The organism is Streptomyces sp. D2-8, from assembly GCF_023184515.1.
Lineage (GTDB): Bacteria > Actinomycetota > Actinomycetes > Streptomycetales > Streptomycetaceae > Streptomyces.
The window spans coordinates 508146-526421 of record NZ_JAAHBP010000003.1 but is presented as its reverse complement, the minus strand read 5'-3'; the positions used below and the strand labels follow the sequence as shown (position 1 = coordinate 526421).

Below are 18276 nucleotides of genomic sequence, written 5' to 3'. Positions count from 1 at the left end.
CCCTGGAGGTACCTCTTGCCGGAATGGCTTGTTCTCACCCTCGCGATGCTGGCCGCCTGTGCCGTGGTGGTCATCATCACCTTCGTACGCCACCGCGCGGCGCCCGAGGACGAGGACCCCAGTGAGACCCCGGACGTCATCGAGTACATGACGATGTGGATCGGCGTGGTCTACGCCATCGTCCTGGGGCTGGCGATCGCCGGCGTCTGGGAGGGGCGCAGCGCCGCGCAGGACCACGTCCAGGCCGAGGCGACCGCGCTGCACGAGATCTCGGAGCGGGTACGGGTCTATCCGGCCGGGGAACGCGACCGCATCCGGGACGACATCCGGACGTATGTGAGCCATGTCGTGACCACCGAGTGGGACACCATGGCCGACAAGGGCGAGGTCACCGAGCGCGGCGCCGAGCTCTTCGAGCGGATCCGCCAGGACGTCACCGACTACGAGCCGGCGACGGACTTCGAGGCCCAGGCCTACCAGCCGCTGCTGGACCAGGTGACCGCGGCGAACCAGGCCCGGATCGCCCGGGCGGAGTCGACCGGGGAGACGATGCCGGGCGTGGTGTGGTTCGGGCTGATCGCCGGGGCCGTCATCACCATCGGGATGATCTTCGCGCTGCAGATCCGCAGAACGACACGCGAACTGGTCCTCGCGGGGTTGTTCTCGGCGCTGATCGCCTTCCTGCTGTTCCTGATCTGGGATTTCGACTCGCCTTACAGCAGGGGCGTGACCGCCTCGGCGGAACCGTTCCTGAACCTCTTCCCGGGCGTCCAGGACTGACGGCGCCCCGCATCACGGATCCCGGCCGGGGGCGCGCGACACACCGTCGCCGTCCCCCGGCCGCGTCAACGGCGTTCCCCCGGGCGGCCCACACCCGTGCCCCATTCGCGCTACTGCGATCGCGCCACCGAGCGCGCCTTCTTAGCGTTTCGGGCATCGAGGAGCATTTGTGACGTGAGCGGAACAGGTCCGCGGCTGCTCCTCGGGGACCCGGAGGTTTCACCATGCGCGCGATATGCGTCGCTTCGGCCGTACTGCTGGGCGCCGGCGCCCTCACCTCCTGCGTGCCCGCCGCCGACGCGGCGATCCAGACCGACTTCGGCTTCAGCGTCGAGCCCTCCACCGTGGCGGCCGGGGGTGAGGTCACTCTGCGGGTGGTGCGCAACAAGGCGTGCCGGGGGGAGGCGGCGGTCAACTCACCGGTCTTCGACGTGGTCACCATCCCGCCTAAGGAGTCCTGGGCGACGGCCGTCGTCGACTGGGACGCCAAGCCCGGTGCCGTGTACGACGTGGAGTTCGAATGTGACGAGTCGAGCGGCACCGCGCGCCTGACGATCGCGGGCGGCCGTCCGACACACCACCCCACGCACCACCCCACTCATCACCCGGCGCACCACCCCCACAAGGGTGTGCACGCCGGTGAGGGCGGCACTCTCGCCGGCTTCGACCTCAAGGAGATCGGCCTCGGCGCCGCACTGATCGCCGGATCGCTCGGCGTCGCCTACCACTTCTCACGCCGCCGCCCCGACGAGGACGCCGGCTGACGCACCCCGAGCCGCAGGTCTTCGCCCCGGCTCCCCTGGTGAGGGGAGCCGGGGCGAAGACCGTTCACGTGCGAGGCGATGACTAGTCGAAGAAGCGCGGAGCGAGGCGTCAGATGCGCCGCTCGGCCCGGCGGCGCATCCAGAACACGCCGCCGCCGACGGCCGCCGCGGCCACGAGACCGCCGCCGATGGCCATGTCGGTCGGGGTCGCACCGGTGGTGCTGCTCCCGCCGATACCGCCGCGGACACCGCCGATGACGGTGAAGGCCTGCGGCTTGGTCAGGGTCCTGCCGTTGCAGGTGACCGTGATGTCGTACGAGCCAGGACGGGCGTTGCTGTTGATGGTGGCGGTGCCCCGCGCGGTCTCGTTGCCGGCGGTGCCCCTGCCGGCCTCGTTGTCGCCGGCGCCGCCCCTGTCGCCCTCGTTGCCCTTGCCGCCGGGGTGGGCGGGCGACAGCCGGGTCGGCGCGAACGCGTTGGACGTGGCCGTACCTCCGTTGCGGCAGCCGTCGACCGTGATGGTCAGCTGGCCACCGCGGGCGATCACGCCGGGCAGGGCGACGATGTTGCTGGGCGTGTCCCACGCGACGGCCGCGGGGGCGGAGAGGCCGAGGGCGGCGACCGCTGCGCCGACGACCGCCAGGGCACGAGTGTTACGCATGTGAACCTCCGCGGAAGGCGCCCCGGGACCCGTCCCCGGTCGATCGGCGAGAAAGCGCCTCCCAGAAAGACAGTCAGTTGCCGTGCCGCGAGCCGCACTTCGGGAATGGTCCGTCCTGGTGAGAGAAGGCCGTGCGGGATAACCGCAATATCTGATATCGCCGCAGGTCACGGACCGTCAGAAATTTCCTCGCCGCGGCAACTCGGATGGCGCACCTTCTCTCCCCGGGCCGCCCCTTTCGGCCCCGGGCCACCCGTTCGCCCCCGCCCCGTCGCCGGTTTCGCGCGTGCCACTTAGCGTGTCGATATGCGCGATTGGCACGGCGACGGCCGCGTCGAGAGGGGATGGCGAATGTCTGCGTCCGAGCTGGCCGAGGCGGAAGAGGAGGCGCGGCGCAAGAAGCCCGCCCCGTGGGGCGTGATAGCGCTGGTTCTGCTGACCGGCCTCGCGCTCATCCGGAATGGTTCGGGGGAGTTCGACGAAGGCCCGCCGCAGCCGGCGACGGCGGCCGCGGCGGACAGCCGGGTACCCGGCGGCACCTTCGCCGGGGCCGCACGGCCCTTGCCCTACGCCCTCCCGGACCGGGTCAGGATCCCGGCGATCCAGGTCGACGCGCCGATCATCCCCGTGGGCCTGGACGCGGACGGCTGGGTCGGCGCGCCGCCGCCGGAGGACCCCAACCTGGCCGGCTGGTTCACCGGTGCCGTCACCCCCGGCGAGAAGGGCACCGCGGTCGTGGTCGGGCACGTCGACAACCAGCAGGGCCCCGCCGTGTTCTACGGACTCGGGGCCCTGAAGAAGGGAAATCGCGTCGAGGTCGCCCGGCAGGACGGAAAGACCGCCGAGTTCGAGATTTACGGCATCGAGGTGTTCGAGAAGAACAATTTCCCCGGCGACCGTGTCTACGCGTCCAAGGGCGCGGCCGAACTGCGGGTCATCACCTGCGGTGGCGGTTTCTCCGAGCAGGAAGGCTATGCGGGGAATGTCGTCGCCTTCGCCCGCCTGGTCGAGGTGCGCTGAGCGTTCCCGGCCGGGCGGGCGAAAGCCCGAAGGCGTTCCTTACGCGTAGTGCCGCCTGGGCACGGTGACGTGGTAGCCGGAGTCCAGCAGTTCGGGCAGATACCGCCGCAACGCCCGCACACTCTGCGAGCGGTCGCCCCCGGCGTCGTGCGAGAGCACCACGACGCCGGGGGCGGCGCCGTGTTCGACCCGCTTCGCGATGGACCGGGTCCCGGGGGCTGTCCAGTCGAGCGTGTCGACCGTCCAGGCGAGCGGTTCCATGCCGAGTTCCGCGCCGATCTGGAGGGCAGCGCGGTTCCAGGCGCCGTAGGGCGCGCGGAACCACTCGGGGCGCTCTCCGTAGGCATCCTCGATGACGTCGCTGGTCCGTTCCATCTGGGAGCGGATCTGCCGGCGGGTGAGGCGGGTGAGCAACGGGTGGGACCAGGTGTGGTTCCCCACGACGTGGCCCTCGTCGGCCATCCGGGCCAGCAGCTTCCTGCCGCCGGCGACCATCTCGCCGCACACGAAGAACATCGCGCGCACGTCGTACTCGGCCAGGGTGTCCAGGATGTCCGGGGTGTAGCGGGGATCGGGGCCGTCGTCGAAGGTCAGCACCATGGTGCGGCCGCGGCCGGACACGCGCAGCAGCGGTTCGCGGCGCACCAGAGTCCGGCGGGGTGCGGCGCGCGGCGGGCCGTAGCCGGTCAGGGGCTGCAGCCGGTACTCGGAGGACTTGAGGGGGCGGCGGACCTGGGGACCCGCGGCCGTGGCGGAGGTGACGGGTCCGTCCCCGGTGAGAGCCGTGACCACTCCGGCCGTCGCGGCCGCTCCCACGGCGCCGGCACCCGCGATCAACGCCCGGCGCCGGGTGAGCAGCCGGGTGAGCAACTGATCCTTCTTCATGACTCATCAGTCGCCCGGCGGAAGGCCGACGCACATGAGCAACACCGAGGTGGAGGCACACTTTCACCCGCTCGGCCCACGCAGGTGGGTCAGCGGCGGCGCACCAGGGGGAAGGGCAGGGTCTCGCGGATCGTCAGTCCGGTGAGGAACATGACCAGCCGGTCGACGCCGACACCGAGGCCGCCGGTGGGCGGCATGGCGTACTCGAGGGCGTCGAGGAAGTCCTCGTCGAGTTCCATCGCCTCGGGGTCGCCCCCGGCGGCGAGCAGGGACTGGGCGGTGAGGCGGCGGCGCTGCTCGACGGGGTCGGTGAGCTCCGAGTAGGCGGTGCCGAGTTCGGTGCCGAAGGCGACGAGGTCCCAGCGCTCGGCCAGGCGCGGGTCGGTGCGGTGCTGCCGGGTCAGCGGGGAGACCTCGGTCGGGAAGTCCTTGTAGAAGGTGGGCAGCTGGGTCTTCTCCTCCACGAGCCGCTCGTACATCTCCAGGATGACGTCGCCGTGGCCGTCGTCGGCGGTGTACGGCACGCCGGCGCGGTCGCAGAGCCGGAGCAGCCCGGGCAGTTCCGTGCCGGGGTGGATCTCCTCGCCGAGGGCCTCGCTGATGGCGCCGTAGACGGTCTTCACGGGCCACTGCCCGGAGATGTCGTACTCCGTGCCGTCCTTGTGGGCGACGGGCCTGCCGAAGGCGGCGGTGGCGGCGCCCTGGACGAGTTCGCGGACGAGGTCGAGCATCACGTCGTAGTCGGCGAAGGCCTGGTAGGCCTCCAGCATCGTGAACTCGGGGTTGTGCTTGTAGGAGACGCCCTCGTTGCGGAAGGTGCGGCCCAGTTCGAAGACCTTCTCCAGGCCGCCGACGCACAGCCGTTTCAGGTACAGCTCGGGGGCGATGCGCAGGTAGAGGTCGAGGTCGTAGGCGTTGATGTGGGTGGTGAAGGGGCGGGCGTTGGCGCCGCCGTGGATCTGCTGGAGCATCGGCGTCTCGACCTCGAGGTAGCCGCGTTCCAGCAGGCCCTGGCGCAGGGCCTGGACGGCGGTGGAGCGGGCGCGGATCACCTCGCGGGCGTCGGGGCTCGCGACCAGGTCGAGGTAGCGGCGGCGGACCTTGGCCTCCGGGTCGGCGAGGCCCCGGCGTTTGTCGGGCAGAGGGCGCAGGCACTTGCCGGTGAGCTGCCAGGAGGTGACGAAGACGGTCGGCTCGCCCTTGTCGCTGACGCCCGCCTGGCCGGTGACGGTGATGTGGTCGCCGATGTCGGTGTCGGCGGTGAAGCGGTCCAGGGCGGGGCCGGAGCGGTCGCGGGTGAGAGCCAGTTGGTGGTCGCCGGACCAGTCGCGCAGGACGACGAACACGATGCCGCCGAAGTCGCGGACCAGCATGATCCGGCCGGCGACGGTGACCTGCTCGCCCTGCCGGACCTCGGCGAGGGTGTGGGTGCGGGTCGGGATGCCCACCGGGTAGGGGTCGGTGCCGTCGGCGCGCAGCCGGTGGAGCTTGTGGTGCCGGACGCGGACCTGGTCGGACAGGCCGGAGAGGGGGTCGGCGGGCTCGGTCCCGTCCCCTCCGGCGAGGCCGAGCACCGCCAACGACGGCAGTCCCGCCGTGGTGGCGGGGCGCTGCCCGGCCTTCGGGTGCCCTTTTCCCCAGAGTTTGCGCATGGACGGTACGGAGACGAAGCCCTCGGCGATGCCGGAGGCGAGGCCGACCCGGGCGAGGGAGGCCGCCTCCGCGTAGCAGAGGAAGCGGGGGTACCACTCGGGGTGGTACTTGGCGTTGGAGCGGTACAGGGCCTCCAGTTGCCACCACTTGGAGAAGAACAGCAGCAGGCGGCGCCAGAGGCGGATCACCGGTCCCGCACCGATGCGGGCGCCCTCCTCGAACACGGAGCGGAACACGGCGAAGTTCAGCGAGACCTTGCGCACGCCCAGTTTCGGTGCGGCGGCGCACAGTTCGGCGACCATGAACTCCATGACACCGTTGGGGGCGGTGCGGTCACGGCGCATCAGGTCCAGGGAGACGCCGTCCTTGCCCCAGGGCACGAAGGACTGGATGGCGAGGAGCCGGCCGTCCTGGTCGAGGGCCTCGGCGAGGAGGCAGTCGCCGTCGGCCGGGTCGCCGAGGCGGTCCAGGGCCATGGAGAAGCCGCGTTCGGTCTCGGTGTCGCGCCAGGCGTCGGCGCGTTCGACGAGCTGCCGCATCTCGTCCTCGCCGAGGGTGGAGTGGCGGCGGACGCGGCAGGTGACGCCCATCCGGCGGACCCGGTTGACGGCCTGGCGGGTGACGCGCATGTCGCGGCCGTCGAGGTCGAATTCGAGGACGTGCAGGATCGCCTCATCGCCGAGCTGGAGCGCGCCGAGGCCGGCGCGGACGAAGGCCCGGGCGCCTTCCTCGGAGGCGCCCATCACGGCCGGGACCCAGGCGTAGCGGCGGGCCACGTCCTGCCAGGCGGCGATCGCGTGCGGCCAGGCCTCCCGGTCGCCCACCGGGTCGCCGCTGGCCAGGCACACTCCGGCCTCGACGCGGTAGGTGACGGCGGCCTTGCCGCTGGGTGAGAAGACGGCGGCCTTGTCGCGGCGGGTGGCGAAGTAGCCGAGGGAGTCCTGGCCGCCGTAGCGGCCGAGGAGGGCGCGGATGCGGGCCTCCTCGTCGTCGTGCAGGGCGGCTTCCAGGCGCTGGGAGCGGAACAGGGTGGCGGCGGCGTTCAGCAGAGCGAGCGCGCCGAACAGGCCGAGCAGGAAGAACAGGGCGTGCGGCGGGCGGCCGTCGAAGGAGCCGGCGGGCACCAGGCCGCCGCACACCCGGTTGGCGGCCCAGGCCAGGCGCTCGTTGCCGGGCAGGCTGCCGGGGAACGCCTCGACCAGGGCCCAGCCGACCAGGATCGCCACGACCAGGCCCGCCACCAGGACGGCGAGGGCCCGGCGTACGGCGGCGCGGCGGGAGGCGGCGTAGAACTCCTTGCGGGCGATGACCAGCAGGACCAGGGCGAGGCCGCACACCACGAGGGAGGGGACGGACTCGGCGAACTCGCCGACGGCCATGCCGAGGATGTCGGTGAGGACCAGCAGGCCCACGTAGACGACGACCAGCCACCAGGCGATCTTCTTGCGGGCGCCGGTCGCTGCGGCGAGCAGGAACAGGAAGACGGCGTAGGCGAGGTTGGCGCTGACCGGGACGAGCAGCAGGTCCAGGAAGCGGACGAGCGGGCGCAGCCCGGTGCGCAGCGGGGGGATCAGAGCCAGCAGGGCGCAGAGCAGACCGAGCGCCCCGAAGAAGACAGCGAAGCCCTCGGGTACCCGGCTCAGAAAGCCGTGCGCCCGGCGGGGCGGCGGTATCGCGCCTGAGGTGTCCTCGGCCGTCCCGGTGTCCGCGATGACGCTCATGCTTTCGACTCTAGGAACACCCGCGCCTCCTCGCCCGTCGAGCGCTCCCGCCCGGCGGGCGGACCAGGGGGTTCCGATAGCCTCGCGGCGTGGCGGAACAGCACTCCCCTCAGTTCGAGCGGGGCACGGACGGGCCGAAGGTGATCGTGGCCGGAGTGGACGGCTCCGACTCCTCCCTGCGCGCCGCGGCCTACGCCGCCGGTCTGGCCCGGCGCCAGCACGCGCTGCTCGCCGTGGTGTACGTGCAGCCGGTGCTGACGGCGGGCGCGGCGCTGGGGGCGCCGGTGGCCGAGACGACGGACGAGATCGCCGAGGACCTGGTGGCGCAGATCCGGGACGCGGCCGAGCGGCTCAAGGGGATATTCGAGGTCCGCTGGGAGTTCCACACCTTCCGCGGCGACCCGTACGGCGGCCTGGTGACGGCGGCCGACGAACTCAAGGCGGACGCGGTGGTCGTGGGCGCCTCGGAACAGGCGGGCCACCGCATCGTCGGCTCGGTGGCGGTACGTCTGGTGAAGGCGGGGCGCTGGCCGGTGACGGTGGTGCCGTAGGGGGACCCGGGTGAGCCGGCCGATCCGTGCGTGGTCCCTTCCGTCCGGGGGGGCAGAAGGGACGGCTCGCCGTCCGGTTCGCGCTGGGGCCGGTGTTCTGCTTCGCCTACTCCCCCATCACCAGTCCGTCCCCGGCCGCGCCCCGGCTCAGTACGACGTCGCGGATGCGGTCGCGGACGGCCCGGACGTCGGCGCCCTGGGCGATCGCCCGGTTGAGGTTCACGGCCCGGCCGGCGTCGACGTCGAACAGCTGCGGGACGAACTCCGCCTTGGTCACCTTCCAGCGGTCGCCCGGCCGTGCGGGCGGGGCGAAGGTGAAGCGGCCGAGGGTGGACTGGTTGCCGCGCGGGTCCTTGGCGCCCTGGTGGTTGGTCATCTCGCCGGCGATCTGGTCGCCCATGCCGTAGATGACCCAGGTGCCGTTGACCTTCTCGTAGGCCTGCGGGACGTGCGCGTGGGTGCCGAGGATCAGGTCGATGTCGGGGCGGCCCTCGGTGCGCGCGGCGGTGAGGTTCCGGGCCAGGGTCACCTGCTGGTCGTCGGGGGCGTCCTGCCACTCGGTGCCCCAGTGCAGGGAGACCACGACCACGTCGGCGTCCGCCCGGCGCGCGGCCCGGGCGTCCGCGAGGATCCTGGCCTCGTCGATGAGGTTGACGGCCCAGGGCTGCCCGTCCGGGAGCGGGAGGCCGTTGGTGTCGTAGGTGTAGGCGAGGTGGGCGACCTTCGCCGCGCCCGCCCTCAGGACCGTGGCCGTGCGTGCCTCCTCCTCGGTGCGTGCCGAGCCGGCGTGCCGGACGCCCGCGCGGTCGAGGGCGTCGAGGGTGCGGCCGATGCCGCCGGCGCCGTCGTCCAGGGTGTGGTTGGAGGCGGTGGAGCAGCCGTCGTAGCCGGTGACGGCGAGGGCCCGGGCCACTTCGGGCGGGGATTTGAAGGTGGGGTAGCCGGTGTAGACGCCGTCCGCGCCGTAGACGGTCTCCATGTGGCACAGGGACACGTCGGCGCGGGAGACGACGGAGCGGATCCCGGCGAGCATCGGCCGGAAGTCGTAGCCGGTGCCGCCGGCGTCGAAGCGGGCTCGGTCGATGATCGAGCTGTGCGGGAGGACGTCACCGGAGGCGACCAGTGTGAAGCCACGGGGCCCGGCGGCCGGTGCCGGGCGTCCGCGGTCGGGCCTCTCGTGTCCGCGGGCCTGGCAGGCGGCGCCTGCGGCCAGGACGACGGTCAGGGCCAGGGCGATCTGTCGACTGCGTGCGAGCATGCATTCACCCCACTGTGGGCGCTGTGGTCGTATTTACGCACAATCAGGAAAGAGGGCCTGTGACGCCCCACGCGGCTCCGACACGCTCATCAGCCCGTCCGGCACCCACATGGCCGGGCGCCTGACCGTTCGTCGAACCGTTCGTCGACGCGATCGACCGTCCGCCGCACAGCCGGGTACGTGCCCTGTGCCCGCGCCACCCCCTGCGGTGGCATACGGCCATGACGGCCGGATCCACTCTCATGAACGGAACGACCGCCGAGCACGAGCTCGCCGCACTGCAGCGGGAGCACGGCCGGCCCCTTTTCGCGCTCCTGCTCCGGCTCTGCGACGGCGACCGGCAGCGCGCGGAGGACCTGGTCCAGGAGACGCTGGTGCGCGCCTGGCAGCATCCCGAGGCCCTGCGCGCCGACGACTTCGACTCCGTACGCCCGTGGCTGATGACCGTCGCGCGGCGGCTCGCGATCGACGCCCGGCGGGCCCGGCAGGCCCGTCCGACCGAGGTCGGCGACGCGGTGCTGGAGAACGCCCGGGTCAGCTCCGACCACGCCGAGCGGGCCGCGGCGATGCTCGACGTCCGCCGGGCTGTGAAGACACTCACTCCGGAGCACCGTGAAGTCCTGGTGCTCGTGTACTTCCACGGGGCGAGTGTGGCGGAAGCCGCGGCGACCCTCGGGATCCCGCCCGGTACGGTGAAGTCCCGCGCGTACTACGCGCTGCGCGCCCTGCGCAGGGTGCTTCCGGGATACGCCGCCGACCTGCGATGAAACCGACGGCTGGGTCAAGCCTCCGTAAAGCGCCTTGCCGATGACCCCGGTTGAGTAATCGGCTGTTCTCATCCGTGTTCCGGAGGGGGCCGTCAGCGTCCCCGGGGCCCGGTGTCGGGCAACGCGCACGTACCGGAGGAAGGCAGGAAGGGATGCTGGACAGAGAGCAGGAGAGCACGGACGGTGCCGACGGTGAACTGACCGTCCCCATGGCGTGGTTGTACGCCGAGTACATCGCCGACGAGCTGCTGCGGACCGGCGATCTGATGCCGCCGACGTCCTTCGAGTTCCGCGCCGGGCGCGATGCCCTGGCGCTGACCATCTTCCTCTCCGACACCGACGGGGAGCTGTCCGGCATCCGGGTCGTCACCCAGCTGGAGACGTGGCTGTCGCTGACCGCGTACGACCAGCCGTGGCAGGACTGGGTGCGCGAGCGGCTGGCCGAGCTCGCCGCCGGCGCCGCGGCGTCGGGCCGGCCCGCGCCGGACCTGGCTCTCGCGGAGGAGGCCTGGCGCTGGCTTCAGGAGACGGAGCTGCTCGCACCCGATCTGAACGCGGTGCCGGGGGGCGCTCCGGTGGCCGGGGAGGACGAGGGGCCGAAGGTCTGGACGCCCGCCTGGCAGCTCGGACTGCCCTTGGGACACCTCGCGATCCACCTTTTTTAGATTTCTGCGGCCCCGGACCAATCCGGGGACCGGAGCGCTCCGAATCCTTTGGTTGCGATTGTGTCACCGGCTTGAGTGATTCCGCTGCCTGGTCCGTACCGGTGGGAGCAAGGAGTAACCCCACCCACACCCAACGGCACGAGGATTCGGCATGAGGTCCCTGGAGAGGCATCGCGACGTCGCGGCCTACGCGCTCGGCGTGCTGGACGAGGCGGAGGCCTTCCGCTTCGAGGACCACCTCATGGAGTGCCCTCGGTGCGCTGCAGAGGTGACGGAATTCGGCCCGGCCACACGGCAGTTGATGCTGTACCGGCGGGCGACGCCACGGTTCGTGCACCCGATGGCGCAGCCCGGGCCGCGCATGCTGGACGGGCTGCTGGCCGAGGTGGCGACCCGGCGCCGGGCCGGGCGCAGACGCCTGCTGTTCGCCCTGGCCGCCTCGGTGGTCTTCGCGGCGTCGGTGCCCGGCATCGCGATGATGGCCGAGGGCAGCGCCGAGGAATCCCTGACCGTCGCGGCGACCGACGCGCGGACGGGGATGTGGGCGCAGGTCACGACAGCGGACGAGGCCTCGGGCAGCCAGGTCGAGCTGAAGGTGAAGGACGGCGCGGATTCGCGCGCCTGCCACCTGGTCATCGTCGGACACGACGGCACCGAGGAGACCGCGACCAGCTGGCACGGCCCCGGCCACGACGACCACCCCAACACGATGATGGCCAGCTCCTCGATGCATCCGGGGCAGATCGCCCGCTACGAGATCCGCTCGGCGACCGGCGAGGTCCTCTGGAAACTCCAGCCGAGCTGACCATCCGTACGCCCCTGTCGCCGGGCGCTCCCCGCGCCCCGCTGTGAGACTGCTGGACGACGCATCCGTTCGAGTGGTCGCCGCCGTCCCGGTGACGGGGTGCACGGCTCACTTCAGCAGCCGGGACATCCTTCGGTCCGCCAGTGGCTTGCCGCCCGTCTGGCAGGTCGGGCAGTACTGGAGCGAGGAGTCGGCGAAGGACACTTCGCGAATGGTGTCGCCGCACACCGGGCAGGGCTCGCCGGTGCGGCCGTGGACGCGCAGTCCGCTCTTCTTCTCGGCCTTCAGCCGCCCGGCCGCCACGCCCCTGGAGCGTTCGACCGCCTCGGTGAGCGTGTCGCGCAGGGCCGCGTAGAGCCGCCCGGTCTCCTCAGCGCTCAGGGACGCCGCCAGTTTGAAGGGCGACATCTTCGCCGCGTGCAGGATCTCGTCGCTGTAGGCGTTGCCCACGCCCGCGATCAGGCTCTGGTCGCGCAACGCGCCCTTGAGCCGGCGCCGTTCACCGGCCAGGAGCTCGGCGAAGCGCTGCTCGTCGAAGTCGTCGGCGAGCGGGTCCGGGCCGAGCCGGGCCACGCCCGGGACCTCCTGCGGGTCGCCCACGACGTACACGGCGAGGCGCTTCTGGGTGCCGGCCTCGGTCAGGTCGAAGCCGGCGCCGGTCTCCAGGGCCACGCGCAGCGCGAGGGGGCCCTTGCCGGGGCGGGGCGGGCCGTCGGGGAGGCGGTCCTTCCAGTGCAGCCAGCCCGCGCGGGCCAGGTGCGTCACGAAGTGCGGGCCGTCCGCGGTCTCCAGGTCGAGGAACTTGCCGTAGCGGCGTACGGCGGCGACCTCCTGGCCCTCCAGCGCGGACAGGGGCGGTGCGTACGTCTTCAGGACGCTGATCGCGACGGGCAGCACCCGTACGATCTCGTGGCCGACGAGATGCTCGGTCAGGAAGTCCTTGAGCGCCTCGACCTCGGGGAGTTCCGGCATAGGTCCAGAGTGCCACGCGGGATCAGTCGTGGTCGGGCACCACGAACTCGCACCACACGGCCTTGCCGCCGCCCCGGGCCTCCACGCCCCACACGTCGGTGAGCAGCTCGACCAGGAGCAGGCCCCGGCCGGAGACGCCCGACTCGCCCGCCTCGCGGCGGCGCGGCAGGGCGCTGGAGGAGTCCTCGACCTCGACGCGCAGCCGGCGCTCGGAGCCGGAGAAGGCCCGCAAGGTGACGACGGCCGAACCCTCGGTGTGCATCAGGGCGTTGGTGATCAGCTCGTCGGCGACCAGTTCGATCTCGTCGGCGCGGTCGCCCGCTCCCCAGGCGGCGACCGCGGTGCGGATCATGTGCCGGGCGTCGGACAGGGCCGCCGGATCGCCGGGGGTCACATGCCGCTGGAGCCGGCGGCCGGACTGCGGCCCCTCCGGGCCGCGCCGGCGCAGCAGGAGCAGCGCCACGTCGTCGTCGCCGCCGCGCTCGGCGGCCACGTCGATCAGCCGCTCGGCGAGGTCCCGTACGTCGTCGGGGCCGGTGGCGACCAGTGCGCTCAGGGCGCGCATGCCGTCGTCGAGGTCGGCGCCGGGCTGCTCCACCAGCCCGTCGGTGCACAGCAGCAGCGTGTCGCCGGGGTCGAGCTCTATGGTGCCCACGGGGTAGTCGAGGCGGCCGAACTCGGCGGACAGGCCGAGCGGCAGCCCACCGGGGACGGTGACGCGGCGGCAGGAGCCGTCGGTGTGGCGCACCAGCGGATCGATGTGGCCGGCCCGGACCATCTGGAGCACGCCCGTGGTCAGGTCGGCCTCCGCGTAGAGGCAGGTCGCGGAGCGGTCGGTGTCGAGTTCGTGCAGGAAGACGGAGGCCCGGGCCATGACGGTGGCCGGGGGATGCCCCTCGGCGGCGTAGGCGCGCAGCACGATGCGCAACTGACCCATGACGGCGGCCGCGTGCGTGTCGTGGCCCTGGACGTCGCCGATGACGGCGCCGACGCGGCCGCCGGGCAGCGGGATCAGGTCGTACCAGTCGCCGCCGATGTCCCGGCCGACGGAGCCGCCGATGGTGGCGGCGCGGTAGCGGACGGCGACGTCGGCGCCGGGCACGCTCGGGATGGTCCGGGGCAGCATGGCCTGCTGGAGGCCCTGCGCGAGGTCCATCTCCTGCTCGTAGAACATGGCCCGCTGGAGGCTCTGCGCGATGCTGCTGCCGAGAGCGACGAGGATGTCGCGCTCCTCGGGCGTGAAGCCGTACCGGTCGCTGTAGAGCAGGCCCATGGCGCCGATCGGCCGGGCCTGGACGATGAGCGGCAGATAGGCGGCCGAGGTGATGTTCAGGTCGGTGATGTGCGGCCACAGGGTCGGGTAGCGCTCGGCGAACTCCTGCGGTGACTCGATGAAGCACGGGCCGAGGGTCCGTACGGCCTCGCTCATCGGGTAGGGCTCGTCGATCCGGGTGACGCGGGTGCCGGGCACGAAGCTGTCCGAGGGGCCCTCGGCGACCAGGCGGATGCGGCCGGCCTCGACCAGGCCCATGACGAGGCTGGTGGCGCCCAGGTGGACGAGGCCATGGGTGTCCTTGAGGACGTCGATGACGTCCTGGAGGGTGCGGGCGTGGGCGAGGGCGGCCGTGGTGAGTTCGACGACACTGGTCTGCTGCCGGCGGGCCTCGTCCTGGGCGGCCTGGTCGCGGTGGGCGTCGATCTCGCCGAGTTCCTGGGTGGCGTCCCGGACGATGCCGATGATGCGGCGGGGCCGTCCGGTCTCGTCGCGGCGGATGTAGCCCTGGGTGTGGGTCCAGCGCAGGGTGCCGTCGCGGCGGCGGATGCGGAAGTAGGCGCCGTAGTTCTCGCTGCCGTCCTTCAGGGCCTGCGAGACCGCGGTGTCAAGGCGCCGTGCCTCGCCGGGCGGGACGCGCTTGGAAAGGGTCTCGGGGTGGTCGTCGTACTCGTCGGGGCGCATGTCGAGGACTTCGTGGGCCTGGGCGTCCATCTGCATCAGGCCGGTGTCCAGATCCCAGTCGAAGCTGCCCATCCGGTTGAGCGCGAGGATCGGATCCGGGTGGGCGGGCCAGTCGTCCGGGAGTGACAGGGCGCTCCCTCCCCGATCAACCATGGGCCCACCTTGCCAGGATTCGTCCGATTCTTCGACTGGATGTGCCGAGTCTACGAGTTGCTCCGCCGGATCCGCCTTCAGTCGTTGAAGACGTCTGCGGTGCCGCCGGGGAGGTGATCGGCGGCCCGGTCATCGGGAATCAGCCCGGCTGCGTCGGGCGGATCGGGGTTGTCCGGGACGGCGTCGGGTCCGACCTCGTCGGGGCCGCCGGGGTCGCCCGGGGCGGCCGGCTGGTCGGGGAGCGGGGCGGTCTCGTCGGCCGGGGGGACGGCCGCGTGCGTGTCCGGGAGGCTCACGTCGGCCGGGGTGTCCCAGGGGGATGCGCTGCCCAGGCCGGGGTCCGGCTCCAGGTACGGGTCCGGTTCCGGTTCCGGCGGGACGTCGGTCTGTCGCGGGGCCGGGGGCCGGGACGGCTGGGGTGATGCCGCCGCCCAGGCCGGAGGAGGCAGGGCCCGGTCGTGGCGTACGTCGTGACCGGTGCGGCGTTCGATCCAGGTCCGGGCCGTGACATCGATGATCGTGAAGTCGGTGATGACCCGCGGGGCGGGCGTCACGACGATCACCTCGCCGGGCCGGTATCCGGGCCAGGGCGTGCCCCTGGTGACCGGCGTGCCGCGCAGCGCCGCCGGCGGCCGGAGCGGGTTGCCGCAGGCGCAGCGGACGCGCGGCACACCCCGGTCGTCGACCAGGACGGCGGTGCCGGCCTGGAGGACGGACTGGTAGCGGGTGACCCGGCCGGCCCGCAGGCCGTGACTGGTGACGCGGGTGTCGGCGCGCAGCACGACCGGGGTCAGCGCGCGCACATGGTCGGGGACGGACGCCGGGGCGATGCCCGCGACCTCGGCGAAGGCGCGGCCCCGGGCGGGGTCGCGGGTGAGGTGGCCGACCTGCCGGCCGATGTCACAGCTGCCGGTCCGCTCGGTTCCGCCGTACAGGCCGGGCGTGCCGCCGGAGAGGGAGCGCGGTCCGCTCGAGGCGGCGAAGGCCCGATCGGCGCCATCCGGCGTTCGCGGGGCGGGGGACGGGGTAGCCGCCGTGAGGGCCGTGGAGTCCGTGAAGGGGTCGGGCCCCTGGGCCGCGGCCGGCTGGAGGAAGAGCTCTCCACCGGTGCCCGCGTCGTCGCCTCGGCCGGTGGTGTCGCCGCGGCAGCCCGAGAGGAGGAGCAGCATCGAGAGCACGCAGGCCAGGGCGAAGGTCCCGGTGGGTGTCCGCACCTCGTCCTCCCGCTCACCTCGGCCCGTTTCAGGCCATTCATCACTATTGTTTGCTTCGCTCACTCGGGTTACGCAACCGGAGCGGCGGTGTACGGAGCGTGACACCCGGGTCCGGCACCGCACTGGGAGGAGGGCCGCACGACCGTGGACTGGTTCAGCGCGTCCGACTACTGGCTGACCCGGCTGGTCTTCCAGCGGGCGCTGGCCGCCCTGTACCTGGTGGCGTTCCTGACGGCGGCGCTCCAGTTCCGTGCCCTGCTCGGGCGGCGCGGCATGCTGCCGGTGCCGCGGTTCGTCGAACGGGTGCCGTTCAGGCGGGCTCCGAGCCTGTTCCAGTGGCACTACTCGGACCGCTTCTTCGCCCTCTGCGCCTGGGCGGGCTGCGCGGTGTCGGCGGCGCTGCTGGCCGGGCTGGACTCGCTGCTTCCGCTGTGGGGCGGCATGCTGCTGTGGCTGGTGCCGTGGGTGCTGTACCTGTCGATCGTCAACGTCGGGCAGACCTGGTACTCGTTCGGCTGGGAGTCGCTGCTGCTGGAGGTCGGGTTCCTCGCCGTGTTCCTCGGCAACGACGAGGTGGCCCCGCCGGTCGTCGTGCTGTTCCTGCTGCGGTGGATCCTGTTCCGGGTGGAGTTCGGCGCGGGGCTGATCAAAATGCGCGGCGACGCGTGCTGGCGCAAGCTCACCTGCCTGGACCACCATCACGAGACCCAGCCGATGCCGGGCCCGCTGAGCTGGTTCTTCCACCATCTGCCCAGGCCTCTGCACCGCGTCGAGGTGGCCGCGAACCATGTCACCCAGCTCGTGGTGCCGTTCCTGCTGTTCACCCCGCAGCCCGTCGCGACGGCCGCCGCGTCGCTGATGATCGTCACCCAGCTGTGGCTGGTGCTGTCGGGCAACTTCTCCTGGCTGAACTGGATCACGATCGTGCTGGCGCTGTCGGCGGTGCGCTTCCCGGCCGATCCGCCGGACCTGCCCGACGCCCCGCTGTGGTACGTCGTGGTGGTGCTCGCGGTGTCCGCGCTGTTGGCGGGCCTCGGCTACCAGCCGGTCCGCAACATGCTCTCGCGCCGCCAGGTCATGAACCGCTCCTTCGACCCGCTCCATCTGGTCAACACCTACGGGGCCTTCGGCAGCGTGAGCCGAGTGCGGTACGAGGTGGTGGTGGAGGGCACCGCGGACGACGTGCCGCGTGCGGATTCGGGCTGGCTGGAGTACGAGTTCAAGGGCAAGCCGGGCGATCCGCGGCGCTGGCCGCGCCAGTTCGCGCCCTACCATCTGCGGCTCGACTGGCTGATGTGGTTCGCGGCCCTCTCCCCCGCCTACGCCGACCCCTGGTTCGGGACGCTGGTGGAGCGGCTGCTGGAGAACGACCGGGACACCCTGAAGCTGCTGCGCCGCTCCCCGTTCCCGCCGGACGAGCCCCCTCGGTACGTGCGCGCCCGCCTGTTCCGCTACCGCTACACGCCGTGGCGCGAGCTGCGGGACACGGGCGCCTGCTGGGAGCGGACGTACGTACGGGACTTCCTGCCGCCGACGCGGCTGGCGGAGCCGGTTCCCAGGCCGTAGACGCGGTGTCGAGTCGGCGGCCCGGAACGCGCCGTCCGTGGCCGCGCGCGGTCCGGGCCCTGGGGCCGTCCCAGGGCCCGGTGCTCCACGCCTACTTGAACTGGCCGGGCCGGTAGTCGCCCGCCGGCTGCTCGAGCATGACGTTCAGCCGGTTCGCGGTGTTCATGAAGGCGATCAGCGTGACCAGCGCGGCGAGCTGCTCCTCGTCGTAGTGCTTGGCGGCCCGCTCCCAGACCTCGTCCGGGACCCCGCCGGCGCCGTCCGCGATCCGGGTCCCCTGCTCCGCCAGTTCCAGCGCGGCGCGCTCGGCCTCGGTGAACACCGTGGCCTCCCGCCATGCCGCGACCAGGTGGAGACGTACGGAGCTCTCGCCCGCGGCGGTGGCTTCCTTGGTGTGCATGTCGATGCAGACCGCGCATCCGTTGATCTGGCTCGTGCGGAGCGAGACCAGTTCCCGGGTGGCGGCCGGCAGCGGTGACTCCACGACCAGCCGCCCCAGGGAGGAGAACTGCTTGATGACCTTGCTCGCGCTCGGGATGGCGAAGACGTCCAGTCGTGCGCTCATGGTGAGCTCCTCTGCCGTTGTCGGTGCGTACACCCCTATGAGGCAGCGGCTCGTCACGATGTGACATGGACGAAAGTGACCTGCGTCTCCCGCTGCCCGCTAGGCGCGCCGCAGCCGGAGCGTCACCAGCTCGAACGGGCGCAGTCGCAGCGCGATCCGCCCGTCCTGGAGCGGCGGTGCCGCCACGCCGGCGAGTGGGCGTTCCAGCAGGTCCGTCACCTCGACGCCCGCGACGTCGAACCCGGCGGTGAGCGTGGCGCGCGCCCGGCCGCCGAGCCCAGACCTACCCTCCCGTACTCCACGGGGCCACACTGGACCG

The 18276-nt window shown here is 72.2% G+C and carries 16 protein-coding genes and 1 pseudogene; 8 read left to right on the top strand and 9 right to left on the bottom strand.

Translation table 11 applies throughout. The annotated features are described in order from the left end of the window. Nucleotides 1–15 precede the first annotated feature (15 nt). Nucleotides 16–780, top strand: coding sequence for a DUF4239 domain-containing protein (locus tag G3I77_RS08710; protein ID WP_248502037.1), 765 nt, complete (start codon nucleotides 16–18; stop codon nucleotides 778–780). 224 nt (nucleotides 781–1004) lie between these two features. After that, nucleotides 1005–1544 (top strand): hypothetical protein, encoded by a 540-nt coding sequence (locus G3I77_RS08705; RefSeq protein WP_248502036.1) that lies wholly within the window; start codon nucleotides 1005–1007, stop codon nucleotides 1542–1544. A 109-nt stretch (nucleotides 1545–1653) separates the two neighbouring features. Here G3I77_RS08705 and G3I77_RS08700 read toward each other — a convergent pair whose 3' ends face one another. Continuing rightward, nucleotides 1654–2205 carry a hypothetical protein gene (locus tag G3I77_RS08700; RefSeq protein WP_248502035.1) on the bottom strand — a complete coding sequence of 184 codons (552 nt, stop codon included), beginning with the start codon at nucleotides 2203–2205 and terminating at the stop codon, nucleotides 1654–1656. 351 nt (nucleotides 2206–2556) lie between these two features. On the opposite strand from G3I77_RS08700, the gene G3I77_RS08695 reads away from it, so the two are divergent. Then, a complete protein-coding gene (locus G3I77_RS08695; RefSeq protein WP_248502034.1) occupies nucleotides 2557–3225 on the top strand; it encodes a class F sortase in 669 nt (222 codons plus the stop codon). 39 nt (nucleotides 3226–3264) lie between these two features. Here the strand turns inward: G3I77_RS08695 and G3I77_RS08690 are convergent, their stop codons facing one another. Both G3I77_RS08690 and lysX read right to left on the bottom strand, forming a co-directional pair. Then, the gene (locus tag G3I77_RS08690; RefSeq protein ID WP_248502033.1) at nucleotides 3265–4110 is read right to left on the bottom strand and encodes a polysaccharide deacetylase family protein; all 846 of its coding nucleotides are present in this window, start codon (nucleotides 4108–4110) and stop codon (nucleotides 3265–3267) included. Between the two features lie 89 nt (nucleotides 4111–4199). Beyond that, nucleotides 4200–7484 carry a bifunctional lysylphosphatidylglycerol synthetase/lysine--tRNA ligase LysX gene (gene lysX / locus G3I77_RS08685; protein WP_248502032.1) on the bottom strand — a complete coding sequence of 1095 codons (3285 nt, stop codon included), beginning with the start codon at nucleotides 7482–7484 and terminating at the stop codon, nucleotides 4200–4202. An 89-nt stretch (nucleotides 7485–7573) separates the two neighbouring features. Between lysX and G3I77_RS08680 the strand changes: the two genes are divergently transcribed. Next, nucleotides 7574–8035, top strand: a complete 462-nt coding sequence (locus G3I77_RS08680; protein WP_248502031.1) for a universal stress protein — start codon at nucleotides 7574–7576, stop codon at nucleotides 8033–8035. A gap of 106 nt (nucleotides 8036–8141) precedes the next feature. Here G3I77_RS08680 and G3I77_RS08675 read toward each other — a convergent pair whose 3' ends face one another. Then, nucleotides 8142–9293, bottom strand: a complete 1152-nt coding sequence (locus G3I77_RS08675; RefSeq protein ID WP_248502030.1) for a CapA family protein — start codon at nucleotides 9291–9293, stop codon at nucleotides 8142–8144. A gap of 221 nt (nucleotides 9294–9514) precedes the next feature. On the opposite strand from G3I77_RS08675, the gene G3I77_RS08670 reads away from it, so the two are divergent. From G3I77_RS08670 to G3I77_RS08660, 3 genes are all read left to right on the top strand, one after another. Next, a complete protein-coding gene (locus G3I77_RS08670; RefSeq protein ID WP_248502029.1) occupies nucleotides 9515–10060 on the top strand; it encodes a sigma-70 family RNA polymerase sigma factor in 546 nt (181 codons plus the stop codon). A gap of 152 nt (nucleotides 10061–10212) precedes the next feature. Then, nucleotides 10213–10725 carry a hypothetical protein gene (locus G3I77_RS08665; RefSeq protein ID WP_248502028.1) on the top strand — a complete coding sequence of 171 codons (513 nt, stop codon included), beginning with the start codon at nucleotides 10213–10215 and terminating at the stop codon, nucleotides 10723–10725. Nucleotides 10726–10876: 151 nt separating this feature from the next. Next, a complete protein-coding gene (locus G3I77_RS08660; RefSeq protein ID WP_248502027.1) occupies nucleotides 10877–11530 on the top strand; it encodes a zf-HC2 domain-containing protein in 654 nt (217 codons plus the stop codon). Nucleotides 11531–11638: 108 nt separating this feature from the next. Here G3I77_RS08660 and G3I77_RS08655 read toward each other — a convergent pair whose 3' ends face one another. From G3I77_RS08655 to G3I77_RS08645, 3 genes are all read right to left on the bottom strand, one after another. Continuing rightward, nucleotides 11639–12502 (bottom strand): Fpg/Nei family DNA glycosylase, encoded by an 864-nt coding sequence (locus G3I77_RS08655; protein WP_248502026.1) that lies wholly within the window; start codon nucleotides 12500–12502, stop codon nucleotides 11639–11641. A 22-nt stretch (nucleotides 12503–12524) separates the two neighbouring features. Next, nucleotides 12525–14612, bottom strand: a complete 2088-nt coding sequence (locus G3I77_RS08650) for a SpoIIE family protein phosphatase (protein ID WP_248502025.1) — start codon at nucleotides 14610–14612, stop codon at nucleotides 12525–12527. Between the two features lie 77 nt (nucleotides 14613–14689). After that, entirely contained in the window at nucleotides 14690–15826 is a 1137-nt protein-coding gene (locus tag G3I77_RS08645; RefSeq protein WP_248502024.1) for a DUF6777 domain-containing protein, read from the bottom strand. 144 nt (nucleotides 15827–15970) lie between these two features. Here G3I77_RS08645 and G3I77_RS08640 point away from each other — a divergent pair, with 144 nt between their 5' ends. Continuing rightward, nucleotides 15971–17392, top strand: coding sequence for a lipase maturation factor family protein (locus G3I77_RS08640; RefSeq protein ID WP_248502023.1), 1422 nt, complete (start codon nucleotides 15971–15973; stop codon nucleotides 17390–17392). A gap of 91 nt (nucleotides 17393–17483) precedes the next feature. On the opposite strand, the gene G3I77_RS08635 is transcribed toward G3I77_RS08640, so the two are convergent. Then, nucleotides 17484–17957: a carboxymuconolactone decarboxylase family protein gene (locus G3I77_RS08635; protein ID WP_248502022.1), complete on the bottom strand. Its 474-nt coding sequence runs from the start codon at nucleotides 17955–17957 to the stop codon at nucleotides 17484–17486. A gap of 99 nt (nucleotides 17958–18056) precedes the next feature. Next, nucleotides 18057–18230 (bottom strand): annotated as a pseudogene (locus tag G3I77_RS08630) (glycosyl hydrolase-related protein); the annotation flags it as partial. Nucleotides 18231–18276: the final 46 nt, after the last annotated feature.